General features: G+C 61.8%; 21 protein-coding genes. 10 read left to right on the forward strand and 11 right to left on the reverse strand.

Translation table 11 applies throughout. The annotated features are described in order from the left end of the window. Nucleotides 1–77: 77 nt before the first annotated feature. From lon to HX851_RS11595, 3 genes are all read left to right on the forward strand, one after another. Entirely contained in the window at nucleotides 78–2,474 is a 2,397-nt protein-coding gene (gene lon / locus HX851_RS11585) for an endopeptidase La (RefSeq protein WP_177056485.1), read from the forward strand. Nucleotides 2,475–2,623: 149 nt separating this feature from the next. Beyond that, nucleotides 2,624–2,896 carry an HU family DNA-binding protein gene (locus HX851_RS11590; protein WP_002552737.1) on the forward strand — a complete coding sequence of 91 codons (273 nt, stop codon included), beginning with the start codon at nucleotides 2,624–2,626 and terminating at the stop codon, nucleotides 2,894–2,896. Between the two features lie 242 nt (nucleotides 2,897–3,138). Beyond that, a complete protein-coding gene (locus HX851_RS11595) occupies nucleotides 3,139–4,998 on the forward strand; it encodes a SurA N-terminal domain-containing protein (RefSeq protein WP_177056484.1) in 1,860 nt (619 codons plus the stop codon). 84 nt (nucleotides 4,999–5,082) lie between these two features. Here the strand turns inward: HX851_RS11595 and HX851_RS11600 are convergent, their stop codons facing one another. The 7 genes from HX851_RS11600 to gloB form a co-directional block, all read right to left on the reverse strand. Continuing rightward, the gene (locus HX851_RS11600) at nucleotides 5,083–6,696 is read right to left on the reverse strand and encodes an ABC transporter ATP-binding protein (RefSeq protein ID WP_177065447.1); all 1,614 of its coding nucleotides are present in this window, start codon (nucleotides 6,694–6,696) and stop codon (nucleotides 5,083–5,085) included. A 1-nt stretch (nucleotide 6,697) separates the two neighbouring features. Further along, complete coding sequence (locus HX851_RS11605; RefSeq protein ID WP_177056482.1) at nucleotides 6,698–7,717, reverse strand: ABC transporter permease; 1,020 nt, start codon at nucleotides 7,715–7,717, stop codon at nucleotides 6,698–6,700. A 1-nt stretch (nucleotide 7,718) separates the two neighbouring features. Then, entirely contained in the window at nucleotides 7,719–8,792 is a 1,074-nt protein-coding gene (locus HX851_RS11610; RefSeq protein ID WP_177056481.1) for a microcin C ABC transporter permease YejB, read from the reverse strand. A 1-nt stretch (nucleotide 8,793) separates the two neighbouring features. Further along, nucleotides 8,794–10,638: an extracellular solute-binding protein gene (locus tag HX851_RS11615; RefSeq protein ID WP_177065449.1), complete on the reverse strand. Its 1,845-nt coding sequence runs from the start codon at nucleotides 10,636–10,638 to the stop codon at nucleotides 8,794–8,796. Further along, nucleotides 10,635–12,464, reverse strand: coding sequence for an extracellular solute-binding protein (locus tag HX851_RS11620; protein WP_177065451.1), 1,830 nt, complete (start codon nucleotides 12,462–12,464; stop codon nucleotides 10,635–10,637). Before HX851_RS11620 ends, HX851_RS11615 begins: the two co-directional genes overlap by 4 nt. Nucleotides 12,465–12,755: 291 nt before the next feature. Next, entirely contained in the window at nucleotides 12,756–14,159 is a 1,404-nt protein-coding gene (locus HX851_RS11625) for a transglycosylase SLT domain-containing protein (RefSeq protein WP_177065453.1), read from the reverse strand. Nucleotides 14,160–14,258: 99 nt separating this feature from the next. Beyond that, nucleotides 14,259–15,038, reverse strand: coding sequence for a hydroxyacylglutathione hydrolase (gene gloB, locus HX851_RS11630; RefSeq protein WP_177056477.1), 780 nt, complete (start codon nucleotides 15,036–15,038; stop codon nucleotides 14,259–14,261). A gap of 75 nt (nucleotides 15,039–15,113) precedes the next feature. On the opposite strand from gloB, the gene HX851_RS11635 reads away from it, so the two are divergent. The 5 genes from HX851_RS11635 to HX851_RS11655 all read left to right on the forward strand — a co-directional run bounded on the left by HX851_RS11635 (nucleotide 15,114) and on the right by HX851_RS11655 (nucleotide 20,120). Next, the gene (locus tag HX851_RS11635; protein WP_177056476.1) at nucleotides 15,114–15,872 is read left to right on the forward strand and encodes a methyltransferase domain-containing protein; all 759 of its coding nucleotides are present in this window, start codon (nucleotides 15,114–15,116) and stop codon (nucleotides 15,870–15,872) included. Nucleotides 15,873–15,969: 97 nt separating this feature from the next. Next, the gene (gene rnhA, locus HX851_RS11640; protein ID WP_017129539.1) at nucleotides 15,970–16,422 is read left to right on the forward strand and encodes a ribonuclease HI; all 453 of its coding nucleotides are present in this window, start codon (nucleotides 15,970–15,972) and stop codon (nucleotides 16,420–16,422) included. Then, nucleotides 16,415–17,170 (forward strand): DNA polymerase III subunit epsilon, encoded by a 756-nt coding sequence (gene dnaQ / locus HX851_RS11645; RefSeq protein WP_177056475.1) that lies wholly within the window; start codon nucleotides 16,415–16,417, stop codon nucleotides 17,168–17,170. Before rnhA ends, dnaQ begins: the two co-directional genes overlap by 8 nt. A gap of 119 nt (nucleotides 17,171–17,289) precedes the next feature. Beyond that, nucleotides 17,290–19,545: an Orn/Lys/Arg family decarboxylase gene (locus HX851_RS11650; protein ID WP_177065455.1), complete on the forward strand. Its 2,256-nt coding sequence runs from the start codon at nucleotides 17,290–17,292 to the stop codon at nucleotides 19,543–19,545. Between the two features lie 14 nt (nucleotides 19,546–19,559). Then, nucleotides 19,560–20,120, forward strand: a complete 561-nt coding sequence (locus tag HX851_RS11655) for a GNAT family N-acetyltransferase (protein WP_177056473.1) — start codon at nucleotides 19,560–19,562, stop codon at nucleotides 20,118–20,120. Nucleotides 20,121–20,124: 4 nt separating this feature from the next. Here the strand turns inward: HX851_RS11655 and HX851_RS11660 are convergent, their stop codons facing one another. Both HX851_RS11660 and HX851_RS11665 read right to left on the reverse strand, forming a co-directional pair. Next, nucleotides 20,125–21,021, reverse strand: coding sequence for a LysR family transcriptional regulator (locus HX851_RS11660; RefSeq protein WP_177065457.1), 897 nt, complete (start codon nucleotides 21,019–21,021; stop codon nucleotides 20,125–20,127). A 102-nt stretch (nucleotides 21,022–21,123) separates the two neighbouring features. Continuing rightward, nucleotides 21,124–21,360 (reverse strand): hypothetical protein, encoded by a 237-nt coding sequence (locus tag HX851_RS11665; RefSeq protein WP_177056471.1) that lies wholly within the window; start codon nucleotides 21,358–21,360, stop codon nucleotides 21,124–21,126. A gap of 216 nt (nucleotides 21,361–21,576) precedes the next feature. Between HX851_RS11665 and HX851_RS11670 the strand changes: the two genes are divergently transcribed. Next, nucleotides 21,577–22,134, forward strand: coding sequence for an NADPH-dependent FMN reductase (locus tag HX851_RS11670; RefSeq protein WP_177056470.1), 558 nt, complete (start codon nucleotides 21,577–21,579; stop codon nucleotides 22,132–22,134). Between the two features lie 84 nt (nucleotides 22,135–22,218). Here the strand turns inward: HX851_RS11670 and phnX are convergent, their stop codons facing one another. After that, nucleotides 22,219–23,046 carry a phosphonoacetaldehyde hydrolase gene (gene phnX / locus HX851_RS11675; RefSeq protein ID WP_177065458.1) on the reverse strand — a complete coding sequence of 276 codons (828 nt, stop codon included), beginning with the start codon at nucleotides 23,044–23,046 and terminating at the stop codon, nucleotides 22,219–22,221. A gap of 42 nt (nucleotides 23,047–23,088) precedes the next feature. Further along, complete coding sequence (locus HX851_RS11680) at nucleotides 23,089–24,213, reverse strand: 2-aminoethylphosphonate--pyruvate transaminase (RefSeq protein ID WP_177065460.1); 1,125 nt, start codon at nucleotides 24,211–24,213, stop codon at nucleotides 23,089–23,091. Between the two features lie 114 nt (nucleotides 24,214–24,327). Between HX851_RS11680 and HX851_RS11685 the strand changes: the two genes are divergently transcribed. Next, nucleotides 24,328–25,185, forward strand: coding sequence for a LysR substrate-binding domain-containing protein (locus tag HX851_RS11685; protein ID WP_177056467.1), 858 nt, complete (start codon nucleotides 24,328–24,330; stop codon nucleotides 25,183–25,185).

Raw genomic sequence — 25,185 nt, forward strand, 5'->3', positions numbered from 1 at the left:
TCCGAAGCAGCCCCCATCTTGGTTTCAAGCTTACTTCCATCTGTTTACGGCCTTATGGCCGCCGTAGAGGCGAAATCATGAAGACAACCATCGAATTGCCTCTCCTGCCATTGCGCGATGTCGTGGTGTATCCGCACATGGTTATCCCGCTGTTCGTGGGGCGCGAGAAGTCTATCGAAGCCCTCGAGGCCGCGATGACGGGCGACAAGCAGATCCTGCTGCTGGCCCAACGTAATCCTGCCGATGATGACCCGGGCGAAGATGCACTGTATCGAGTCGGTACCGTGGCCACTGTCCTGCAATTGCTCAAGCTGCCCGATGGTACCGTCAAGGTGCTGGTGGAAGGCGAGCAGCGCGGTACCGTCGAGCGTTTCAGCGAAGTCGATGGTCATTGCCGTGCGGAAGTGGCGCTGATCGAAGAAACCGACGCCCCGGACCGCGAGTCCGAAGTTTTCGTGCGCAGCCTGTTGTCGCAGTTCGAGCAGTACGTGCAACTGGGCAAGAAAGTGCCTGCCGAGGTCCTGTCCTCGTTGAACAGCATCGATGAGCCAAGTCGCCTGGTCGATACCATGGCGGCCCACATGGCGCTGAAGATCGAGCAGAAACAGGAAATTCTGGAAATCGTCGAGCTGCCGGCCCGTGTCGAACACGTCCTGGCACTGCTGGACGCTGAAATCGACCTGCTGCAGGTTGAAAAGCGCATCCGTGGTCGCGTCAAGAAGCAAATGGAGCGCAGCCAGCGCGAGTACTACCTGAATGAGCAGATGAAGGCCATTCAGAAAGAGCTGGGTGATGGCGACGAAGGCCATAACGAAATCGAAGAGCTGAAAAAGCGCATCGATGCCGCCGGCCTGCCGAAAGATGCCCTGACCAAGGCCCAGGCCGAGCTGAACAAGCTCAAGCAGATGTCGCCGATGTCGGCTGAAGCCACGGTCGTGCGTTCCTACCTCGACTGGCTGGTGCAGGTGCCCTGGAAGACCCAGAGCAAGGTGCGCCTGGACCTCAAGCGTGCCGAGGACATCCTCGATGCCGACCATTATGGCCTGGACGAGGTCAAGGAACGGATTCTCGAATACCTCGCCGTGCAGAAGCGCGTGAAGAAGATTCGCGGCCCGGTGTTGTGCCTGGTCGGTCCTCCGGGTGTGGGTAAAACCTCCCTGGCGGAATCGATTGCCCACGCAACCAATCGTAAATTCGTACGCATGGCCCTCGGCGGCGTGCGTGACGAAGCGGAAATTCGTGGTCATCGCCGGACTTATATCGGTTCGATGCCAGGAAGATTGATACAAAAGATGACAAAGGTGGGTGTGCGCAACCCGCTGTTCCTGCTCGATGAAATCGACAAGATGGGCAGCGACATGCGTGGCGATCCGGCCTCGGCCCTGCTGGAGGTCCTGGACCCCGAGCAGAACCACAATTTCAACGATCATTACCTGGAAGTCGACTACGACCTGTCCGATGTAATGTTCCTCTGCACCTCCAACTCGATGAACATTCCGCCGGCGCTGCTGGACCGTATGGAAGTGATCCGCCTGCCGGGTTACACCGAGGACGAGAAGATCAATATCGCCACCAAGTACCTGTCGCCCAAGCAGATCCAGGCCAACGGCCTGAAGAAAGGCGAGCTGGAATTCGAGGTCGAGGCGATCCGTGACATCATCCGTTACTACACTCGCGAAGCCGGTGTACGTGGGCTGGAGCGGCAGATTGCCAAGGTCTGCCGCAAGGCGGTGAAGGAGCATGCACTGGAAAAACGTTTCGCGGTGACGGTGACTTCCGACCTGCTGGAGCACTTCCTGGGGGTGCGTAAATTCCGCTACGGCCTCGCCGAACAGCAGGATCAGATCGGTCAGGTGACCGGCCTGGCCTGGACCCAGGTGGGCGGCGAATTGCTGACCATCGAGGCGGCAGTGGTGCCGGGCAAGGGTCAGTTGATCAAGACCGGCTCCCTCGGTGATGTGATGGTCGAGTCGATCACCGCGGCCCTCACCGTGGTGCGCAGCCGCGCCAAGAGCCTGGGCATTCCGCTGGACTTCCATGAGAAGCGCGACACCCATATCCATATGCCGGAAGGGGCTACGCCGAAAGATGGTCCTAGCGCGGGTGTAGGAATGTGTACGGCGTTGGTGTCAGCCTTGACGGGGATCCCTGTGCGTGCGGACGTCGCCATGACCGGCGAAATCACCCTGCGGGGTCAGGTGCTTGCGATTGGCGGTTTGAAGGAAAAACTGCTCGCCGCCCACCGTGGCGGAATCAAGATTGTGATCATTCCAGAAGAGAATGTGCGCGATCTGAAGGAAATTCCTGACAATATCAAGCAGGATCTTCAGATTAAACCAGTTAAATGGATTGACGAGGTCCTGCAAATTGCGCTGCAATACGCGCCGGAGCCCTTGCCAGATGTGGTTCCGGAGATCGTCGCGAAGGATGAGAAACGCGATTCGGATTCCAAGGAAAGAATCAGTACCCATTAGTAGAGATCTTGCCTGGGTGGGCTTCCTTGACAGCTTTTTAGAGCCCTTGTTATAAAGCGGCTCTTAAGTGTCTGTAGGCCATTCAGCACCTGTTTTAGCTTTCACCAAAAAACTTAGAAACATACTCAATAGATATAAGGGGACTTAGAGTGAACAAGTCGGAACTGATTGATGCTATCGCTGCATCTGCTGATATCCCGAAAGCCGCTGCTGGCCGTGCGCTGGACGCAGTAATCGAATCCGTCACTGGCGCTCTGAAGGCTGGCGACTCCGTTGTACTGGTTGGTTTCGGTACTTTCTCTGTTACCGATCGTCCTGCTCGCATTGGTCGTAACCCACAGACCGGTAAGACGCTGGAAATCGCTGCAGCCAAAAAACCAGGTTTCAAAGCCGGTAAAGCACTGAAAGAAGCGGTCAACTGAGTTTCTTTCAAGCCTTTGCCTATCCGGGTCGGGTTCACTCCTGACTTGGCAGCGGAGCGGTAAAACGGTCGGGCAGACCTTTCAGGGTAGCGCCGACCCGTCAGCCGAGGGTCGCACGTTCGATCTTCGTCCGCTCCGCCAGTTACGAGAAGGCGCATCCTCGGATGCGCCTTTCTTCTATCCGGATTCTACCCACGCTCCACGGTTGCCTATTTTGAAGTTCAACCGTTTCTGGGGGACGCATGCTGCAAAATATCAGGGACAATTCACAAGGCTGGATTGCCAAGACCATTATCGGGGTCATCGTCGCATTGATGGCGCTGACCGGTTTCGATGCCATTTTCCGGGCTACCTCCACCAGTCAGGACGCGGCCAAGGTCAATGGTGAGGAAATCACCCAGAACGAGCTGAGCCAGGCGGTCGACATGCAACGCCGCCAGCTGATGCAACAGCTGGGCAAGGATTTCGACGCGTCGCTGCTGGATGAAAAGATGCTGCGTGAATCCGCTCTGAAAGGGCTGATCGATCGCAAGCTGTTGCTGCAGGGCGCCGAGAAATCGAAATTCGCTTTCTCCGAAGCGGCGCTGGACCAGGTCATTCTGCTGACACCTGAATTCCAGGTGGACGGCAAATTCAGTCCTGATCGTTTCGATCAGGTGATTCGCCAACTGGGCTACAGCCGTATGCAGTTCCGCCAGATGCTGGCCCAGGAAATGCTGATCGGCCAGGTGCGCGCCGGTCTGGCGGGCAGCGGTTTCGTGACCGATACCCAGGTGTCGGCCTTTGCCCGTCTGGAGAAGCAGACTCGCGATTTCTCCTCCTTGAGCATCAAGTCCGATCCGTCGGTCGTGAAACTGACCGATGATGAGGTCAAGGCTTACTACGACAAGCACGCTAAGGAATTCATGACCCCGGATCAGGTGGTGGTGGATTACCTGGAGTTGAAGAAGTCTTCCTTCTTTGACCAGGTCAGCGTCAAGGACGAAGACCTGCAAGCCTTGTATCAGAAAGAGACGGCCAACCTGTCCGAGCAACGTCGGGCCGCGCATATCCTGATCGAAGTGAACGACAAGACCACCGACGCCCAGGCCAAGGCCAAGATCGAAGAGATCCAGCAGCGTCTGGCCAAGGGTGAGAACTTCGCCGCCCTGGCGAAGGAGTTCTCCCAGGACCCGGGTTCGGCCAACAATGGTGGTGACCTCGGTTTCGCCGGTCCTGGCGTCTACGATCCGGCCTTTGAGAAAGCGCTGTATGCGTTGAACAAGGACCAGGTGTCGGTTCCGGTGCGCAGTGAGTTCGGTTATCACCTGATCAAGCTGCTGGGTGTCGAAGCACCTGAAGTGCCGACCTTTGCCAGCCTGAAAGACAAGCTGACCCGTGAGCTGAAGGCCCAGCAGGTCGAGCAGCGTTTCGTCGAGGCGACCAAGCAACTGGAAGACTCGTCGTTCGAAGCCTCCGATCTGGCCCAGCCGGCCCAGGACCTGAACCTGAAGGTACAGACTTCCGCTCCGTTCGGCCGTGAAGGCGGCGAAGGCGTAGCGGCGAATCGCGCCGTGGTGACTGCCGCGTTCAGCCCGGAAGTCCTTGACGAGGGGGCCAACAGCACCGCCATCGACCTGGATCCGGATACGGTCATCGTCTTGCGTGCCAAGGAGCACCGCAAGCCCGAGCAACTGCCGCTGGAAAGCGTTGATGCGAGCATTCGCAAGCAACTGACCAAGGAACATGCCACCGCGGATGCCAAGGTCAAGGCTGAAGGATTGATCGCCAGCCTGCGTGATGGCAAGGCGCTACCTGCCGGCTTGTCCTGGAAAGTCCAGGAAGCCGCGACCCGTGGTCAGGAAGGTGTCGATCCTGCCGTGCTGCAGGCGCTGTTCCGCATGCCGAAGCCTGAAGCCAAGGACAAGCCGACCTTCAATACCGTGACCCTGGCTGATGGTAGCCTGGTGATCGTGCGCCTGAGTGGCGTGAACGAAGGTGCTGCACCGACCGATGAGGAGAAAGCCTCCTATCGTCGCTTCCTCGCTTCGCGTATCGGCCAGCAGGATTTCGCCGCGTATCGCAAGCAACTCGAAGGCCAGGCTGACATCAAGCGCTTCTGAAGCCGCTGATACTGCCTAGCCACACACAAGAAGGCCGCTCAATCGAGCGGCCTTCTTGTTTATGTACTTCAGGGCACGGGGCAGTCAGGGGGCGACGGACCCGGGAACGAGAAACGCCGCCTCCAGCAGCTTTTTCGTATAGGGATGCTGCGGTGCGGCAAAGATCTCCTGCGCCGCCCCTTGCTCGACCACCTGGCCATGCTTGACCACCATCAGCTGATGGCTCAGCGCCTTGACCACAGCCAGGTCGTGGCTGATGAACAGGTAGGTCAGGTTGTACTTGACCTGCAGCGAGCGCAGCAGCTCGACGACCTGGCGCTGTACGGTGCGGTCTAGGGCCGAGGTCGGCTCATCCAGGAGGATCAGCGCCGGCTTGAGTACCAGGGCCCGGGCGATGGCGATCCGTTGCCGCTGTCCACCGGAGAACTCGTGGGGATAGCGGTGGCGGGTCTGTGGGTCGAGGCCGACTTCCTTCAGCGCGGCGATGATCGCCTGCTCCTGCTCGGCGGCTGTGCCGATCTTATGGATGCGCAGGCCTTCACCGACAATCTCGCTGACACACATGCGCGGGCTGAGGCTGCCGAACGGGTCCTGGAACACCACCTGCATTTCCCGTCGCAACGGTCGTACCTGCTGCTGGGACAGGCAGCTCAACGACTGGCCTTCGAAGCGGATATCGCCTTTGCTGCCGATCAGTCGCAGGATCGCCAGGCCGAGGGTCGACTTGCCCGAACCGCTTTCACCGACGATTCCCAGGGTCTGGCCCTGGGGGAGGCTGAAGTTGATGCCGTCCACTGCCTTGACATGGTCCACTGTACTGCGCAGCAGGCCTTTCTTGATCGGGAACCAGACCTTCAGGTCCTCGACTTCCAGCAATGGCGCGCCGGCCTTGTTCGCCGCCGGTTCGCCACGCGGCTCGGCGCTGAGCAATTCACAGGTGTAGGGATGTTGCGGCTTGCAGAACAGTTCCTCGCAGTCCGCCTGTTCTACGATACGCCCGCTCTGCATCACACAGACCCGATGGGCGATCCGCCGCACCAGGTTGAGGTCATGGCTGATCAACAGCAGCGCCATGCCCAGGCGCGCCTGCAGTTCCTTGAGCAAGTCGAGGATCTTCAGTTGCACGGTGACGTCCAGCGCCGTGGTCGGCTCGTCGGCGATCAGCAGCTCGGGTTCGTTGGCCAGCGCCATGGCGATCATCACACGCTGGCGCTGACCGCCGGAGAGCTCGTGTGGCAGCGCCCTGAGGCGTTTGTGCGGCTCGGGTATGCCTACCAGCTCCAACAGCTCCAGGGTGCGTCGTGTGGCCACCTTGCCGGTCAATCCCTTGTGGATGCCGAGCACTTCGTTGATCTGCTTCTCGATGGAGTGCAGCGGGTTCAACGAAGTCATCGGTTCCTGGAAGATCATCGCGATACGGTTGCCGCGAATATGCCGCAGGGTTTTCTCCTTGAGGGCCAGCAGGTTCTGCCCGGAGTACTGGATGGTCCCGCTCGGATGATGCGCCAGGGGGTAGGGCAGCAGGCGCAGGATCGAGTGTGCCGTTACCGACTTGCCGGAGCCGCTTTCGCCAACCAGGGCCAGGGTTTCGCCACGGCGGATATCGAAGCTGACGCTCTCGACCACGCGCTGGCGGTGTTCGCCGACGACAAACTCCACCGCGAGGTCGCGCACTTCGATCAGATTGTCCTGATTCATGTTATTTCCTCGGGTCGAAGGCGTCGCGAGCGGACTCGCCGATAAATACCAGCAGGCTCAGCATGATCGCCAGTACGGCAAAGGCGCTCATGCCCAGCCATGGCGCTTGCAGGTTGGACTTGCCCTGAGCCACCAGTTCGCCGAGGGACGGCGCTCCCGGCGGCAGGCCGAAGCCGAGAAAGTCGAGGGCGGTCAGGGTGCCGATGGCGCCGGTGAGAATGAACGGCATGAAGGTCATGGTCGAAACCATGGCGTTGGGCAGGATATGGCGGAACATGATTGCGATGTTCTGCATCCCCAGCGCCCGGGCCGCGCGGACATATTCCAGGTTGCGGCCACGCAGGAACTCGGCGCGGACCACGTCCACCAGGCTCATCCAGGAGAACAGCAGCATGATCCCCAGCAGCCACCAGAAGTTCGGCTGGACGAAGCTGGCGAGGATGATCAGCAGGTACAGCACCGGCAGGCCCGACCAGATCTCCAGGAAGCGCTGGCCGGCCAGGTCGACCCAGCCGCCATAGAAGCCCTGCAGCGCCCCGGCGATCACCCCGATGATCGAGCTGAGGACCGTCAGTGTCAGGGCGAACAGTACCGAGATGCGGAAACCGTAGATCACCCGTGCCAGCACGTCACGGCCCTGATCGTCGGTCCCCAGCAGGTTGTCCGCCGAGGGCGGGGCGGGCGCCGGGACCTTCAGGTCGTAGTTGATGCTCTGGTAGCTGAAGGGAATCGGCGCCCAGACCACCCAGGCATCCTTGGCCTTCATCAGTTCACGGATATACGGGCTCTTGTAGTTGGCCTCCAGCGGGAACTCGCCGCCGAAGGTGGTTTCCGGGTAGCGCTTGAGGGCCGGGAAATACCAGGCGCCGTCGTAGTGCACCACCAGCGGTTTGTCGTTGGCGATCAGCTCGGCACCGAGGCTCACGCCGAACAGGATCAGGAACAGCCACAAGGACCACCAGCCGCGCTTGTTGGCCTTGAAACGCTCGAAGCGTCGGCGATTGAGGGGGGATAACTTCATCTCAATGCTCCCGATGTTCGAAGTCGATGCGTGGGTCTACCAGGGTGTAGGTCAGGTCACCGATCAGTTTCACCACCAGGCCCAGGAGGGTGAAGATGAACAGGGTGCCGAAGACCACCGGATAGTCGCGGTTGATCGCCGCCTCGAAGCTCATCAGGCCGAGGCCGTCGAGGGAGAAGATCACCTCCACCAGCAACGAACCGGTAAAGAAGATGCCGATGAAGGCCGAGGGAAAGCCGGCGATCACCAGTAGCATCGCGTTGCGGAACACGTGGCCGTAGAGCACCCGGCGTTGCGTCAGGCCCTTGGCCTTGGCGGTGACCACGTATTGCTTGTTGATTTCATCGAGGAAGCTGTTCTTGGTCAGCAGGGTCATGGTCGCGAAGTTGCCGATCACCAGCGCGGTGACGGGCAGGGCCAGGTGCCAGAAATAGTCGAGGATCTTGCCGCCCATGCTCAACTGGTCGAAGTTGTTCGAGGTCAGTCCGCGCAGGGGAAACCAGTCCAGGTAGCTGCCGCCGGCGAATACCACGATCAGCAGGATCGCGAACAGGAATGCCGGGATGGCATAACCGACGATGATCGCCGAACTGGTCCAGACATCGAAATGACTGCCGTGGCGGGTGGCCTTGGCGATCCCCAGCGGGATCGAGACCAGGTACATGATCAGGGTGCTCCACAGCCCGAGGGAGATCGACACCGGCATCTTTTCCCGGATCAGGTCGATGACCTTGGCGTCACGGAAGAAGCTGTCGCCGAAATCCAGGGTCGCGTAGTTCTTGATCATGATCCACAAGCGCTCCGGCGCCGACTTGTCGAAGCCGTACATGTGTTCGATTTCCTTCACCAGCGCCGGGTCCAGGCCCTGGGCGCCGCGATAGCTGGAGCCGGCCACCGAGACTTCCGAGCCGCCGCCGGCGATCCGGCTGGTGGCGCCCTCGAAGCCTTCGAGCTTGGCGATCATCTGCTCCACCGGGCCGCCGGGGGCCGCCTGGATGATCACGAAGTTGATCAGCAGGATGCCGAACAGGGTCGGGATGATCAGCAACAGTCGCCGAAAAATATAAGCCAGCATCTTATTGCTCCGCGCTTGTGCTGTTGGTTTTTTCCAGCGATACCGCCGGCTTGGCGTCCGGCTTGATCCACCAGGTGGACGTGCCGACGTCATAGCTCGGCGAGACTTTCGGGTGGCCGATATGGTCCCAGTAGGCAACGCGCCAGGTCTTGATGTGCCAGTTCGGGATCACGTAGTAACCCCACTGCAGCACACGGTCCAGTGCCCTCGCGTGGTCCACCAGGCTCTGCCGGGAGTCGGCGTTGATCAGTTGTTCCACCAGGGTGTCCACGGCCGGGTCCTTGAGGCCCATGGTATTGCGGCTGCCGGGCTTGTCGGCGCTGGCGGACATCCAGAACTCACGCTGCTCGTTACCCGGCGAGCTGGACTGCGGGAAGCTGCCGACGACCATGTCGAAATCCCGCGAACGCAGGCGGTTGATGTACTGGGAGACGTCGACCCGGCGAATCACCAGGTCGATGCCCAGGTCGGCGAGGTTGCGCTTGAACGGCAGCAGCACCCGCTCGAACTCGGTCTGGGCCAGCAGGAACTCGATGCTCACCGGCTTGCCGTTGGTGTCGACCATCTTGTCGTCGACGATATGCCAGCCGGCTTCCAGCAGCAGTTGGTAGGCACGGCGTTGCTGGTTGCGGATCATCCCGCTGCCGTCACACAGCGGTGGCTGGAAGGCCTCGTCGAACACCTGCCCGGGGACCTTGCCGCGCAAGGGCTCGAGAATCGCCAGTTGGGCTTTGTCCGGCAGGCCCGTGGCGGCCATCTCCGAGTTCTCGAAGTAACTGCGGGTGCGGGTGTAGGCGCCGTTGAACAGCTGCTTGTTGCTCCACTCGAAGTCGAACAGCAGGCTCAGTGCGTGGCGCACGCGGACATCCTGGAACATCGGTTTGCGCAGGTTGTAGACAAAACCCTGCATGCCGGTCGGGTTGCCGTTGGGAATCTGTTCCTTGATCAGGCGCCCCTGGGCCACGGCCGGCGTGTTGTAGGCATTGGCCCAGTTTTTCGCGCTCATCTCCAGCCAGTAGTCGAACTGCCCGGCCTTCAAGGCTTCGAGGGCGACGCTGTTGTCGCGGTAGTAGTCAGTGGTCATCACATCGAAGTTGTAGAACCCGCGATTGATCGGCAGGTCCTTGGCCCAGTAGTCCTTCACCCGTTCATAACGTATCGAGCGTCCGGCCTTGACTTCGGCCACCTTGTACGGGCCGCTGCCGAGGGGGAACTCCAGGTTGCCCTTGGTGAAATCACGGGTGGCCCACCAATGCTTGGGCAGTACCGGCAGTTGGCCAAGGATCAGCGGCAGCTCGCGGTTGTTGGTGTGCTTGAACTTGAACAGCACCCGCAGCGGATCTTCCGCGATCGCCTCGTCGACATCGGCGTAGTAGGCGCGGTAGAGCGGGGCGCCATCCTTGATCAGGGTCTGGAAACTGAACACCACGTCGTCGGCGCGCATCGGATGGCCGTCATGGAAGCGGGCCTCGGGGCGCAGGTAGAAGCGTACCCAACTGTTGTCCGGGGCCTTTTCGATCTTTCCGGCGACCAGCCCGTACTCGGTGAAGGGTTCGTCCATACCCTGGCGGGCCAGGGTGTCGTAGATCAGGCCGATATCGTCAGCGGGTACGCCCTTGCTGATAAAGGGATTGAGGCTGTCGAACCCCCCTGAGGCCGATTGGCGGAAGGTGCCGCCCTTGGGCGCATCCGGATTGACGAAATCGACATGCCTGAAGTCGGCGGGGTATTTCGGCGGCTCGTCATAGAGCGTCAGGGCGTGTTGCGGGGCGGCGCTGGCGAAACCGACCATCCCGGTCAGCAACAGGCCGCTGGCGGACAGCAGCAGGGCACGCAAAGGCATCATTGGGCTTTCTCCGAAGCTTTCATCCACCAGGCGCTCAGGCCCAGGGTGTACGGCGGCGTGGTGACGAAGGCGAACCGGTTGCGGTAGGCCAGGCGATGATAGTTGAGGTACCAGTTGGGAATCATGTAGTGCTGCCACAGCAGTACCCGGTCAAGGGCGCGCCCCGCGGCCAGTTGTTCGTCCCGCGAGCGGGCCGCCAGCAGGGCTTCGAGCAGGTGGTCGACCACCGGATTGGCGACGCCCGCATAATTCTTGCTGCCCTTGATGGCGGCCTGGCTGGAGTGAAAGTACTGCCATTGTTCAAGGCCCGGGCTGAGGGTCTGGTCGAGGGTCATCAGGATCATGTCGAAATCGAACTGATCGAGACGCTGTTTGTACTGGGCACGATCCACTGTTCTCAGGTGGGCGTCTACACCAATACTGGCGAGGTTTTCGACATAAGGTTGCAGGATCCGCTCCAGGTTCGGATTGACCAGCAGGATCTCGAAACGCAGGGGTTGCCCGGCGCTGTTCAGCAGGCGCTGGCCGTCGAGTTTCCAGCCGGCCTCCTTGAGCAGGGCCAGGGCCTGGCGCAGGGACTCGCGGGGGATACCACGACCGTCGGTCCGGGGCAGGCTGAATGGCTGGCTGAACAGGCCCGCGGGCAGTTGGTCGCGGTATGGCGAGAGCAACAGCCATTCCTGTCCGACCGGCAGCCCGTCGGCGGAAAATTCACTGTTGGGGTAGTAGCTCATGGCGCGTTGATAGGCGCCGCTGAACAGGGTCCTGTTGGTCCATTCGAAGTCGAACATCAGCCCCATGGCTTCGCGCACCTTGTCCACGGCAAAGGTGCTGCGGCGGCTGTTCATGAACAGACCCTGGGTCTGGGTCGGGATCTGGTGGGCAATCTGGGCCTTGATCACCTCGCCGCGGGTGACCGCGGGAAAGTTGTAGCCAGTGTTCCAGTTCTTCGCCTGGTGTTCGATGTAGATATCGAATTCCCCGGCCTTGAAGGCTTCGAAGGCGACATCGCTGTCACGATAGAACTCGACTTCGACGCGGTCGAAGTTGTACTTGCCGCGATTGACCGGCAGGTTCTCGCCCCACCAGTTCTTCACTCGTTCGAACACCAACTGCCGACCGGGCTGGACCCGGGTGATGCGGTAGGGACCGCTGCCCAGCGGTGGCTCGAAGGTCGTCGCCTTGAAGTCGCGGCCCTGCCAGTAGTGCTGCGGCAGCACCGGCAGTTCACCGAGGCGCAGGATCAACAACGGGTTGCCCGAGCGTTTGAAGACAAAACGGATCCGCTGCGGACCGAGCACATCGACCCGTGCAACCTCCTGCAGGTTGGTCCTGTATTGGGGATGACCTTCCTTGAGCAGCAGGCGGTAGGAAAAGGCCACGTCATAGGCCGTGATCGGCGTGCCATCGTGAAAGCGTGCTTCGGGGCGCAGATTGAACACCACCCAGCTGCGATCTTCGCTGTACTCCACCGATTGTGCGATCAGGCCGTAGCTGGAGGTCGGTTCGTCGCCGGAGGGGGCGTACTGCCCGGTGCCGACCATCAGGGTTTCGTTCAGCTCGTTGACGCCGTATTGCAGGAAGTTCGCGGTCGAGACCGGGCTGCTGCCCTTGAAGGTATAGGGGTTGAGTGTGTCGAAGGTGCCGAAGGCCATGACCCGCAGGGTGCCGCCCTTGGGCGCGTCGGCATTGACCCAATCGAAATGGGTGAACCTGGCGGGGTACTTGAGCGTGCCGAACTGCGCATAACCGTGGCTTTCGCTGATCGTCGCGCTTGCGGGAGAGCTCAAGGCCAGGCTGATGAAGAGCAGGAGGAGGGGACGCATCAAGTCAGAGATCCGATCCAGGCGGCTTGGGCTATGTGGATCGTACCTTAACAGCTTGTATCGACAGGAAAAAGGCACGACGCCATGTGCTAATCGCCTGTTGGCTGCCACATAGACGCCCTGTAGGAGCCGGCTTGCCGGCGATAGCGATCATATTGCCGAGAAGATCTTCCCGGATGGCCGCCCGTGGCGGTTCGCCGGCAAGCCGGCTCCTACAGTTGATCGTTCCCACGCTCTGCGTGGGAACGCTTCTCTGGACGCTCCCGCGTCTGCTGTTGACCATGACGTGGCTCAGCGCGGCTGCGAAACCGTCAGGATCTGTCCTGGTTTCAAGGCCTGGCCAGTACGCGGGTTGAGGCGCTTGAGGTGCGACATCTCGACATTGAAGCGCTTGGCAACAATGTACAGCGAGTCGCCTTTCTGCACTTTGTAGGTCGTGGGCTTCTGGCTGGCCGGAGCCCGGACATTGTCCTGCATCACCAGGGTCTGGCCGATCTTCAGCTTCTGGCCGGACAGCTTGTTCCAGTGCTGCAGATCCTTGACGTCAACCTTGTTGGTCTTGGCGATCGACGACACGCTGTCGCCGTTCTTGACCTTGTAGCGACGGTTCAGGCGGACCGGGCCATTGCTGGCGACGTTATCGAATACCGGCTTTTTCGGCCGCAGGCTGATCAGTTCATCGGGCTTGAGGTTCGACAGGCTGGCGGTCAGCAATTGTGCCTTGGAACTCGGTACCAGCAGGTGTTGCGGACCGTCGAGGGTCGCCTTCTGCTTGTAGGCGGGGTTCAGCTGGATCATCTCGTCTTCGTCGATCTCGGCCAGGGCCGCGACACGGGAAAGGTCCATCGGCTGATTGACTTCGACCGTAGCGAAATACGGTTCGTTGGCGATCGGGTTGAGGTTCACGCCATAGGCTTCGGGGGCCATGACCACCTGGGACAGGGCCAGCAGCTTGGGCACGTAGTCACGGGTTTCCTGGGGCAGCGGCAAGTTCCAGTAGTCGGTGGGCAGGCCGAGCTTTTCGTTGCGCTCGATGGCCCGACTGACGGTGCCTTCGCCGGCATTGTAGGCCGCCAGGGCCAGCAGCCAGTCACCGTTGAACATGTCGTGCAGGCGGGTCAGGTAGTTCATCGCCGCGATGGTCGAAGCGGTGATGTCGCGGCGACCGTCGTAGAAACGATCCTGGCGCAGGTTGAAATAGCGCCCGGTGGACGGGATGAACTGCCACAGGCCGACCGCATCGGCGCGTGAGTAGGCCATCGGGTTGTAGGCGCTTTCGATAACCGGCAACAGCGCCAGTTCCAGCGGCATATTGCGTTCTTCGAGGCGCTCGACGATGTAGTGGATGTAGAGGGTGCCGCGCTCGCTGGCATTTTCCAGGAACGACGGGTTACTGGCGAACCACAGGCGCTGCTGCTCGATACGCGGGTTCACCCCCAGGCCGTCCTGCAGCTTGAAACCCTGGCGCATGCGCTCCCATACATCCTGGGGAGGCGTCGGGTTGGCTTTCTCGCCGAGCCAGATGGGTTTCTGCTTGATCCGGGTGCTGAGGTTAGGGGCCGGTTCGGTGCTGTTATCCGCTGGGTGATGAAAGCCTTGGCAGCCCGCCAGGGTGGCGGACACAGCCACGGCGATAGCTTGAGCCAATCGCGTCAATGCGTCTTTATTGATGGGTTTTCGGTTAGATGACGACATTGGCTGGAAGGTAGTTCCGGGCAAAAATGTCGGGGGATTCTAGAAAGCGCTCAGGGTGCGGTCAACCATTCAGAATTTTTGTGCCAACCGCCCCACGGATTAGAACTTATCTTTCCAGCCTCGCAGGGCAGCAAACACCTCGCTCGGCGACTGATTATCGAGGCCATTCCGTTCGTCTGCTTTTTCTTTAACAGATGTTTCCCCGACCCGCAGGAACGGGTTAGTCAGCCGTTCCAGGGCAATGTTCGAGGGCAGGCTGATCCGCCCGTCCGTCCGCCACTGGCTGACTTGTGCCGCCCGTGCGGCGATGTCCGGGTTGTGCGGCTCGACGGCCTGGGCAAAGCGCAGGTTGCTCAGGGTGTATTCGTGGGTGCAGTAGACGGCGGTGCTGGCTGGCAGTGCCGCCAGTCGGCTGAGGGAGGCATGCATCTGGCCGGGTGTACCCTCGAACAGTCGACCGCAGCCGGCGGCGAACAGGGTGTCGCCGCAGAACAACAACGGTGTTTCGGCAGTCTCATGATAGAAGGCGATATGCCCGAGGGTATGGCCGGGCACGGCGAACACCTGGAATTCCAGGCCGAGCACATTGACCAGGTCGTTGTCGTGCAGTGCGACGTCGCGGCCCGGGATGTTCTCGGCGGCGGGACCGAGCACGCGGGCACCGGTCGTCTGCTTCAGATGTTCGACACCGCCAACGTGATCATGGTGGTGATGGGTGACCAGGATATCCTCCAGTCGCCAGCCCGGGTGCTGTTCCAGCCAGGCCAGCACCGGCGCCGCGTCGCCCGGATCGACCACCGCGCAACGCTGCCGGGCGTTGTCCTGCAGCAGCCAGATATAGTTGTCGGTGAAGGCGGGCAGTGCATCGATCTGTATCATGTTGGAAGTCGCCAAGCGGAAAACAATGGCGCATCTTAGAGCCTGGGAAGGACTCATGGCGAGTTGGAGCAAGCAATGACCGATAAAGCGTTCGCTCAGGCTGATCCTGACTGGCTGGCACTGATCAGCGCGGCCCGTGACTGGCTGTCCGGCCCGTTGGGGCAACTGCTGCTCGATGAAGAGCGGCGCGTGCTCGAGGATGAACTCGGGCGCTATTTCGGCGGCTACCTGGTGCACTACGGCCCGTCCGCCGAAACCCCGCCGCAAGCGCAGCAGGTCCGGCGCAATGTGCGTCTCGGTGCGCCGCTGCCGGGGGTGGAGATCGTCTGTGAAGAGCAGGCCTGGCCGTTGAGCGAACACGCGGCCGATGTCGTGGTGCTGCAACACGGCCTGGACTTCTGCCTGTCGCCCCACGGCCTGCTGCGTGAAGCGGCGGCCAGCGTGCGCCCCGGCGGGCACCTGTTGATCATCGGGATCAATCCCTGGAGTACCTGGGGCTTGCGGCACGTGTTCGCCCACGATGCGCTGCGCCAGGCCCGTTGCATTTCACCGTCACGGGTCGCCGACTGGCTCAACCTGCTGGGCTTTGCGCTGGAGAAACGCCGCTTCGGATGCTATCGTCCGCCGCTGGCTTCACCGGCCTGGCAAGCACGGCTGGCGGGCTGGGAACGGGTTGCCGGCGGCTGGCAGTTGTCGGGCGGTGGCTTCTATCTGTTGGTGGCGCGCAAGATCGTGGTCGGCCTGCGGCCCGTGCGCCAGGTGCGGCGCGAACCGGTCGGCAAGTTGGTGCCGTTGCCCATGGCCAAGGTCAACCGCCGCCACAGCGAACCCTAGCGAGATAATGTTTTTTCCAGGGACCGGGTCCTCCGGTCCGGGCGTCGTCGGCCAGTTGCCGGCGGGCCACAGGGCAATTTTCGATGGAAAGGTTGTAATGAGCGATAGCGTTGAACTCTTCACTGATGGTGCCTGCAAGGGCAATCCCGGCCCTGGTGGCTGGGGCGCACTGCTGGTCTGCAAGGGTGTCGAGAAAGAACTCTGGGGCGGCGAGCTCAACACCACCAACAACCGTATGGAGCTGCTGGGCGCGATCCGTGGCCTGGAAGAGCTCAAGCGGCCTTGCGAGGTGCTGTTGGTGACCGACTCCCAGTACGTGATGAAAGGCATCACCGAGTGGATGGTCAACTGGAAGAAGCGCGGCTGGAAGACCGCGGCCAAGGAGCCGGTAAAAAATGCCGACCTGTGGCAATTGCTCGACGAGCAGGTCAACCGTCACACCGTGAAGTGGAAATGGGTGCGCGGGCATATCGGCCATCATGGCAACGAGCGCGCCGACCAGTTGGCCAATCGCGGCGTGGATGAAGTGCGAGGAATCAAACATGCGTAGTGTGGTACTCGATACCGAAACCACCGGTATGCCGGTCACCGACGGTCACCGGATCATCGAGATCGGTTGCGTCGAACTGATGGGCCGCCGCCTCACGGGCCGGCATTTCCACGTCTACCTGCAACCGGACCGTGAAAGCGACGAGGGCGCGATCGGCGTCCACGGCATCACCGACCAGTTCCTGGTGGGCAAGCCACGCTTCGGCGAAGTGGCCGATGAATTTTTCGAATTCATCAAGGGCGCGCAGTTGATCATCCACAACGCGGCGTTCGACGTTGGCTTCATCAACAACGAATTCGCCTTGCTGGGGCAGCACGACCGTGCCGACATCAGCCAGCACTGCGGCATCCTCGATACCCTGATGATGGCGCGGGAGCGGCACCCAGGGCAGCGCAACAACCTCGATGCCCTGTGCAAGCGTTACGGCGTCGACAACTCCGGCCGGGAACTGCACGGCGCCTTGCTCGACTCGGAGATTCTCGCCGACGTCTACCTGACCATGACCGGTGGCCAGACCAGCCTGTCCCTGGCCGGCAACGCCACCGACGGCAATGGTTCCGGCGAAGGTTCGGGCAACCAGGCCACCGAGATCCGCCGCCTGCCGGCGGACCGCGCGCCAAGCCGGATCATCCGTGCCAGCGAGAGCGAACTGGCCGAACACCTGGCCCGTCTGGAAGTCATTGCCAAGTCCGCCGGAGCACCCGCGCTCTGGACACAACTGGCGGAAGCCGAATCGCAGTTGCACTAGTGGTTTTTCCACGGGCTTTTGTTACAAGAGATCTCGCTTCGGTTCACATGTAGGGCAAACAGCTTCTACCCTGAAGGAATGGGCGGACAACGTTCCGCCGTTTCAGGACTGAAAAGCCCATGTACAAGGATTTGAAGTTTCCGATCCTGATCGTGCACCGCGATATCAAGGCGGACACTGTCGCCGGGGATCGGGTACGGGGAATCGCCAAGGAGCTGGAGCAGGAAGGCTTCAGCGTGTTCTGCGCCGTCGACTACGCCGAGGGCCGCCTCGTCGCCTCGACCCACCACGGCCTGGCCTGCATGCTGATTGCTGCCGAGGGTGCCGGGGAAAATACCCACCTGCTGCAGAACATGGTCGAGCTGATCCGCCTGGCGCGGGTCCGCGCCCCCGATCTGCCGATTTTCGCCCTCGGTGAGCAGGTCACCCTGGAAAACGCACCGGCCGATGCCATGAGCGAGCTCAATCAACTGCGCGGCATCCTTTATCTGTTCGAGGATACCGTGCCGTTCCTGGCGCGCCAGGTGGCCCGTGCCGCGCGTAATTACCTGGATGGCCTGTTGCCGCCATTTTTCCGTGCCCTGGTGCAACACACCGCCGACTCCAACTATTCCTGGCACACGCCGGGGCATGGCGGTGGCGTGGCTTATCGCAAAAGTCCGGTAGGGCAGGCGTTCCATCAGTTCTTCGGGGAAAACACCTTGCGTTCCGACCTGTCGGTGTCGGTTCCGGAGCTGGGTTCGTTGCTGGATCACACAGGTCCGCTGGCCGAGGCCGAGGCGCGGGCGGCGCGTAATTTCGGCGCCGACCACACGTTCTTCGTGATCAACGGCACGTCGACCGCGAACAAGATCGTCTGGCATTCGATGGTCGGACGTGACGACCTGGTGCTGGTGGATCGCAACTGCCACAAGTCCGTGTTGCACTCGATCATCATGACTGGCGCCATCCCGCTATACCTGTGTCCGGAGCGCAACGAGCTGGGGATCATCGGCCCGATTCCCCTGAGCGAATTCAGTCGCGAGTCGATCCAGGCGAAGATCGATGCCAGCCCGCTGACTCGGGGGCGTGCGCCGAAGGTCAAGCTGGCGGTGGTCACCAACTCGACCTATGACGGCCTGTGCTACAACGCCGAACTGATCAAGCAGAGCCTGGGCAACAGTGTCGAAGTGCTGCATTTCGACGAAGCCTGGTATGCCTATGCGGCCTTCCATGAGTTCTTTGCCGGACGCTATGGCATGGGCACCTCGCGAACCCCGGACAGCCCGCTGGTGTTCACCACCCACTCGACCCACAAGCTGCTGGCGGCCTTCAGCCAGGCATCGATGATCCATGTGCAGGACGGCGGCGCGCGTCAGCTGGACCGCGACCGTTTCAACGAAGCCTTCATGATGCATATCTCCACCTCGCCGCAATACAGCATCATTGCCTCCCTGGACGTCGCCTCGGCGATGATGGAAGGTCCGGCGGGACGCTCGCTGTTGCAGGAAATGTTCGATGAAGCCCTGAGCTTTCGCCGGGCCCTGGCCAACCTGAGGCAGCACATTGCCGCCGACGATTGGTGGTTCAGTATCTGGCAGGCGCCGCGAGTGGAGGGCATCGACCGGGTCGAGACCGCCGACTGGCTGCTGGAACCACAGGCAGACTGGCATGGCTTTGGTGACGTCGCCGAGGATTATGTACTGCTGGACCCGATCAAGGTCACCCTGGTGATGCCGGGCCTGACCGCCGGCGGCGCACTGAGCGAGCGCGGGATTCCGGCGGCGGTGGTCAGCAAGTTTCTCTGGGAGCGCGGCCTGGTGGTGGAGAAGACCGGCCTCTATTCGTTCCTGGTGCTGTTCTCCATGGGTATCACCAAGGGCAAATGGAGCACCCTGCTGACCGAGCTGCTGGAGTTCAAGCGTAACTACGACGCCAATGTCAGCCTGGCCAGTTGCCTGCCGTCCGTCGCGAAACAGGGCGTGCAGCGTTATCAGGGCATGGGTTTGCGCGACCTGTGTGATCAACTGCACGGTTGTTATCGCAGCAATGCCACGGCCAGGCACCTCAAGCGCATGTACACGGTGCTGCCGGAAATCGCCATGAAACCGGCCGATGCCTATGACCGCCTGGTCCGTGGCGAGGTCGAGGCCGTGTCGATCGATGCACTGCAAGGTCGGGTCGCGGCCGTAATGCTGGTACCTTACCCGCCCGGCATCCCGTTGATCATGCCCGGTGAGCGTTTCACCGAAGCGACCCGTTCGATCATTGACTACCTGGCCTTCGCCCGGGCCTTCGACAACGGCTTTCCCGGCTTCGTCGCGGACGTGCACGGCCTGCAACACGAAGACGACGGTCATGGCCGCTGCTATACCGTCGATTGCATCAAGGATTGAGGACAGTTCGCCCTATGCATTTAGTCATGAACCCGAAAGACCCTGAAGTCTCGGTCCGGGTGGCCGACGAGGGCTTCTCCGAGTACATCTGGGGCAGCGATTTCAGTTTCGAGGTCAAGGCTTATGGCCGGGCCGAGATGAACCGCAAGGTCGACCAGTGGCCACTGGTCGCGGTGGCACCGTATCGCAAGTGCTATGGCATTGATCCCGAGGAGTTCGCCAGCTATCGGGGGGCGGCGGACAGTGCGATCTTCATGGCTTATCTGGATGGCCGGGCGGTCGGTCACGTGGTGGTCAGCACCAACTGGAACGGCTTTGCCCATGTCGACGAACTGGCGGTGGATGCCCGGGCGCGCCGCCATGGCGTGGCCAAGTCGCTGCTGGACGTGGTGCGGTTCTGGAGCCACAAGAAAAACCTGCCGGGGGTCATGCTCGAAACCCAGAACAACAACCTGGGGGCGTGCCGGCTCTACGAGCGTTGCGGTTATGTGCTGGGCGGAATGGATCATCTGCGTTATCGCGCAATCGACGCGCAGACTTCAGAGGTGGCGCTGTTCTGGTACCTGCTGTTCTAGATGATCAGGACGGCACCAGCATGGCAGCCGCCTTTTCGCCGATGATTTCCAGCAAGGCCTTCTGTGCCGCCGAAGGCTCGTGCTCCTTCAGGGTCAGGGCATACAGGGTGACAGGGATGGCCGGTGACAGCGGGCAGGTATCCAACCCGCCGTCCCTGGCGCCCACGGCGGTGAACGGATCGACAATCGCCAGGCCTTCGCCGGCTTCGACCATGCTGCGCATCATCTGGTAAGTCTGTACCCGCGTCTGCACCACCGGCTGCGGACGCAGGGTCTGCAGCTTGCCATCGAGCAGCAGGCTGAGGGTGTCCTGTTCCTCCAGGCCGACCATCGATTGCCCCGCCAGATCCTGCAGGGAGATGTATTTCTGCCGGGGTTGCAGCCAGCCGTGGGGGGCGAGCAGTTGCAGTTTGCCCTGGGTCAAGGCCTCACACTGGATCTGCGGGTGTTCGGGATTGTGCAGGCTCAGGCCCAGGTCGATTTCCCGCAACAGCAGGCTGCGCACGATCTCACGGGTGTGCTGGCTGGATAGCGTGCAGGGTGTTTCGCGAAAACGTCGGCGCAGGGCCGCGATGCTTTGCGGAAGCAGGTGTTGGGCGAGGGTCGGGGTGCAGACCACCCGCAAGGGCGCGTCCTGATGCTGGCGCAGCTCGGCGGCCAAGCGCCGCAGGGGTTCCAGCTCCCGATACAGGCGGTTGATCTGCGGTTGCAGTTCGCGGGTCTCACGCGTCGCCTGCATCCGTCCGCGTACCGTGGCGAACAACAGGAAGCCCAGTTGCTGTTCGGCATCCTGCAGGGTGGTACTGAGCGTGGACGTCGGCAGCTGCAGCAACTCGGCGGCGGCGCCGAGGTTGCCGGTCTGCAGGATGGCCTGGATTGCTTCGATATGGCGTAGACGCATGCGTGAAGTCCATGTCCAGCACAGAGGAGGTCAGTGGACTGATCCTAACTCAAGTTGGCGCGCAAGACTGCAGCCCGCGTGACGGCTGATAGCGATGGGTTATTACGCGACAACAGTGCTCTCTGGCTCGCGGGTGATGGTGATCCCCGATTGCACCAGCACGAACTCGTTATCGTCGAGTTTATTGACGCGATCGCCAATGGCGAGTTTGTAGGTGGTGACTGGCTCCGTGCCGGCCAGGCCTTCGGCTGAAGGCGTGGATTCCTGGAACTCATGCACGGAATAGACGCGACCTTCCGCGTCCCTGGCATGAAATTGTCCGACGAGTACTGCAGCCATCTGTTTAGAACCTCTGGAAATGAACACCCGATTGCGGCTCAGTAGACCGTGGTTTGGCGGGGGAAGTTTTGCGCGGTGGAAAAAATAGTCCGCTTATCCTACAGGCTCCCGGCTTCGCGCGGGGCAATGCCGGACTGGCGGGAAGAAAATAGCCGCAGCTGTGGCGCCTGATCATCTATAACTAAAGCTCCTTTGTCCCGACTGTCAGGAGTGTCCATGAGCACTGTCCATACCGTCGCTGTCCTGGTCGGCAGCCTGAGAAAAGCATCGCTCAACCGCAAGGTCGCGCTGGCCCTGGCCGACCTGGCGCCGGCCAGTCTGAAGTTGCAGATCGTCGAGATCGGTGACCTGCCGCTCTACAACGAAGATATCGATGGCGCGCCGCCGGCGGCCTATACGACGTTCCGCCAGCAGGTCGCCGGCGCCGATGCCGTATTGTTCGTGACCCCGGAATACAACCGCTCGGTGCCCGGCGTATTGAAGAATGCCATCGACGTCGGTTCGCGGCCCTATGGCAAAAGTGCGTGGAGTGGCAAGCCGGGCGCGGTGATCAGCGTATCACCGGGCGCCATCGGTGGCTTTGGCGCCAACCATCACCTGCGCCAGTCGCTGGTGTTCCTCGATGTGCCGTGCATGCAGCAGCCGGAGGCCTATTTCGGTGGGGCGGGCAGCGCCTTCGATGAGTCGGGCAAGCTGGCGGAACAGAGCAAGCCGTTCCTGCAGGGCTTTATCAATGCCTACGCCCGGTGGGTCGAGCAGCACAAGAAGGCCTGATTCTCAGGCTGTTGGAATCAGGCGCCGAGTGAGCGGCGCCTGACGCGTTATCGGCACATCTGCCCTGTTTGCCTTGTTCGAGGATCAACTGCCCTGGGGCATTTCCCCGTTGGCCAGGCGCTGGTTGATCGCTTCGATCACCTGTGGCAACTCATTGATGGTGTCGATCAGGTAGTGCGGACGCGAGCCGGCGAAGAGGCCGTGGATACGCTGGCGCTCGGCGGCAAGGCTGGCGCTGTCCAGTGCGCGGTAGGCCTCGTGGGTCAGGCCCAGGGCGTTGCCGGAGCACACCAGGGCGACGGTCCACATGCCGGCGCGACGTCCTTCGAGGATGCCCGGCACCGTGTCGTCGACCTTCACGCAGGCCGCGACATCGTCGATGCCCAGGGCGATCACATTGGCCAGGGCCTGGGCCGGCCAGGGGCGACCGTTCGGCACTTCGTCGGTGGCGACCACATGGTCGGCGACATAACCGTTGCTGGTCGCCAGTTCGACGACCTTTTCCATTACCTGGGCCGGGTAGCCGGAGCACGAGCCGATCTTCAGGCCTTGCCGGCGCAGTTGGGCGATGGTGTCGAGGGCACCGGGAATCAGTGCCGAGTGTTCGGCGATTTTCTCGATCTGTAGTGGCATGAAGCGCTGATAGAGGGCGGTGACATCGGCGTCGCTGGGCGTCCGGCCGAATACCTGGCGGTAGCGCTCGGCAATCAGCGGCTGATCGCACAGGGTGCGGATGTGGTCCCACTTGCCCATGCCCATCGGGCCACGGGCTTCTTCGATGGACACTTGCACGTCGAATTCGGCGAAGGCCTCGACGAAGATCTGGGTCGGTGCGAACGAGCCGAAGTCGACGACGGTACCGGCCCAGTCGAGGATGGCCGCTTGCAGTCGGGTCGGTTGGGTGTAGTTCATGACGGTTACCTCAAGGACGAAAAATAACGAGTGTTGATCGCGTTAGGCGGCCAGTACTTCCATTTCCCGCAGCACCTCGCCGATCGCCCGGACGGCGGCCCGCATGTCGCTGCTGTCGATGTGGCCGATGCAGCCCACACGAAAGGTTTCGACCTCGGTCAGCTTGCCCGGATAGAGAATGAAACCCTTGGCCTTGACCCGTTCGTAGAACGCCTTGAACTGATAGCGCGGATCTTGCGGCGCATGCACGGTGACGATGATCGGCGCCTGGATCGCGCCGGGCAGGAAACTGCGCAATCCCAGCTTGCCCAGCTCTTCGAGCAATACCTGGCAGTTGTCGGCATAGCGCCGATGGCGTGCCGGCTGGCCGCCTTCCTCCCGGTATTGCCGTAAAGCCTCGTGCAGGGCCGCGACCACATGGGTCGGCGGTGTGAAACGCCACTGGCCGGTCCGCGCCATATAGGCCTGTTGGTCATGCAGGTCCATCGCCAATGAATGAGAGTTGCCGGCCGCCGCGGCCAGCGTGGTCTTGCGGGCAAAGACAAAACCCATGCCTGGTACGCCTTCCAGGCATTTGCCGGAGGCGGCGATCAGCGCGTCGAACGGCACCTGCCGGGCATCGAGGGGCAAGGCGGCGAAGGAACTCATGGCATCGATGATCAGGCGTCTGTCGCAACGGGCAACCACCTCGGCGATCTCATGCAGCGGATTGAGAATACCGGTGCTGGTTTCGCAATGGATCAGCGCCACGTGGCTGATAGTCGGGTCGGCGAGCAGCAGGCGTTCGATCGCGGCGGCATCGCTCGGCTGGTCCTCGGCGCTTTCCAGGGTATGGAAGGCCCGGCCCAGCACCTTGCAGATGGTCGCCAGGCGCTTGCCGTAGGCACCGTTGATCAGCACCAGGACCTTGCCGTCACGGGGCACCAGCGTGCCGATGGCGGCCTCGACGGCAAAGGTCCCGCTGCCTTGCAACGGGATGCAGTGGTGGCTCTCGGCGCCATTGACGATGTTCAGCAACTGCTCGCAGACGCTGGCGGTCAGCTGGTTGAAGCGCTCGTCCCAGGAGCCCCAGTCCTGCAGCAATGCCTGGCGGGTACGGAGCGAGGTGGTAAGGGGGCCGGGCGTGAGCAGGACAGGGCCGGGAAGGGCGGGAGCGGCGGTACTCATCGGGGGTTCCTTGCAGCGCTGATCATTGACGGGATACAGGGCATAAATTGCAGTTTGCCTTGTCATCAATCAAATTGTTTGTTGTTATGCGAGCTATAAGTGAGGCCGATAACAATGAACCTGTTTCAACTCCGCGCATTTGATGCCGTGGCCCGCGAGGGCAGCTTTACCCGCGCCGCCGCCCGGCTGTTTATCAGCCAGCCGGCGGTCACCGGGCATATCAAGGCCCTGGAAGAGCACTACCAGATCACCCTGTTGCGGCGCACGGCGCGGCGCGTCGAGCTGACGGAGCAGGGCACCCGGCTGGCGGCCATCACCCGCGCGATGTTCGGTCTGGCCGAGGAGGCGAGGGTCATGCTCGAAGCCAATCGCCAGCTGCTCACCGGGCGCCTGGAGGTGGCGGCGGACGGGCCGCACATGGTCATGCCGATGCTGGCCAGCCTGCGTGCGCGTTATCCGGGGATCACCGTCAACCTGCGGCTGGGCAATGCCCAGGAGACACTGGCGGCGTTGCTCGCGGAGCATGCCGATGTCGCGGTGCTGACCGAAGTCGAGCCGCGCAAGGGGCTGCACCTGCAAGCCTTGAGCGAGTCGCGGATCTGCGTGCTGGTTCCCGCCGGGCATCCCTGGGCGGCCGAGCGCGACGGTATCGCCCTGCAGCGCCTGGACCAGGTGATCATGGTGTTGCGCGAGCCTTCGTCGATTACCCGCCGGACCTTCGACCAGGCCTGTGGGCTGGCCGGGGTCAATCCCCGGGTGCTGCTGGAACTGGACAGCCGCGAGGCGGTGACCGAGGCGGTGGCGGCCGACCTGGGGCTGGGGATCGTCTCGTCCCTGGAGGTCAGCCACGATCCGCGGATCCGGGCCGTACCGATCATCGGTGACGGCTTGCGCAACCGGCACATGATCGGCTGTCTGGAGCGTCGTACCGAGCTGCGACTGATCCAGGCGTTCCTCGGACTGGCCCCCTGA

This window comes from Pseudomonas gingeri, from assembly GCF_013385635.1.
GTDB classification, from domain to species: Bacteria; Pseudomonadota; Gammaproteobacteria; order Pseudomonadales; family Pseudomonadaceae; genus Aquipseudomonas; species Aquipseudomonas gingeri_A.

Coding starts and splice junctions, on each gene's coding strand:
- gloB (WP_177056477.1), bottom strand. CDS start 15,038: ATGATACAGATCGATGCACTGCCCGCCTTCACCGACAACTATATCTGG.
- HX851_RS11635 (WP_177056476.1), top strand. CDS start 15,114: ATGACCGATAAAGCGTTCGCTCAGGCTGATCCTGACTGGCTGGCACTG.
- HX851_RS11600 (WP_177065447.1), bottom strand. CDS start 6,696: ATGAATCAGGACAATCTGATCGAAGTGCGCGACCTCGCGGTGGAGTTT.
- HX851_RS11625 (WP_177065453.1), bottom strand. CDS start 14,159: ATGTCGTCATCTAACCGAAAACCCATCAATAAAGACGCATTGACGCGA.
- HX851_RS11665 (WP_177056471.1), bottom strand. CDS start 21,360: ATGGCTGCAGTACTCGTCGGACAATTTCATGCCAGGGACGCGGAAGGT.
- HX851_RS11685 (WP_177056467.1), top strand. CDS start 24,328: ATGAACCTGTTTCAACTCCGCGCATTTGATGCCGTGGCCCGCGAGGGC.
- HX851_RS11620 (WP_177065451.1), bottom strand. CDS start 12,464: ATGCGTCCCCTCCTCCTGCTCTTCATCAGCCTGGCCTTGAGCTCTCCC.
- HX851_RS11660 (WP_177065457.1), bottom strand. CDS start 21,021: ATGCGTCTACGCCATATCGAAGCAATCCAGGCCATCCTGCAGACCGGC.
- rnhA (WP_017129539.1), top strand. CDS start 15,970: ATGAGCGATAGCGTTGAACTCTTCACTGATGGTGCCTGCAAGGGCAAT.
- HX851_RS11670 (WP_177056470.1), top strand. CDS start 21,577: ATGAGCACTGTCCATACCGTCGCTGTCCTGGTCGGCAGCCTGAGAAAA.
- HX851_RS11655 (WP_177056473.1), top strand. CDS start 19,560: ATGCATTTAGTCATGAACCCGAAAGACCCTGAAGTCTCGGTCCGGGTG.
- HX851_RS11595 (WP_177056484.1), top strand. CDS start 3,139: ATGCTGCAAAATATCAGGGACAATTCACAAGGCTGGATTGCCAAGACC.
- HX851_RS11610 (WP_177056481.1), bottom strand. CDS start 8,792: ATGCTGGCTTATATTTTTCGGCGACTGTTGCTGATCATCCCGACCCTG.
- HX851_RS11605 (WP_177056482.1), bottom strand. CDS start 7,717: ATGAAGTTATCCCCCCTCAATCGCCGACGCTTCGAGCGTTTCAAGGCC.
- lon (WP_177056485.1), top strand. CDS start 78: ATGAAGACAACCATCGAATTGCCTCTCCTGCCATTGCGCGATGTCGTG.
- HX851_RS11680 (WP_177065460.1), bottom strand. CDS start 24,213: ATGAGTACCGCCGCTCCCGCCCTTCCCGGCCCTGTCCTGCTCACGCCC.
- phnX (WP_177065458.1), bottom strand. CDS start 23,046: ATGAACTACACCCAACCGACCCGACTGCAAGCGGCCATCCTCGACTGG.
- HX851_RS11615 (WP_177065449.1), bottom strand. CDS start 10,638: ATGATGCCTTTGCGTGCCCTGCTGCTGTCCGCCAGCGGCCTGTTGCTG.
- dnaQ (WP_177056475.1), top strand. CDS start 16,415: ATGCGTAGTGTGGTACTCGATACCGAAACCACCGGTATGCCGGTCACC.
- HX851_RS11650 (WP_177065455.1), top strand. CDS start 17,290: ATGTACAAGGATTTGAAGTTTCCGATCCTGATCGTGCACCGCGATATC.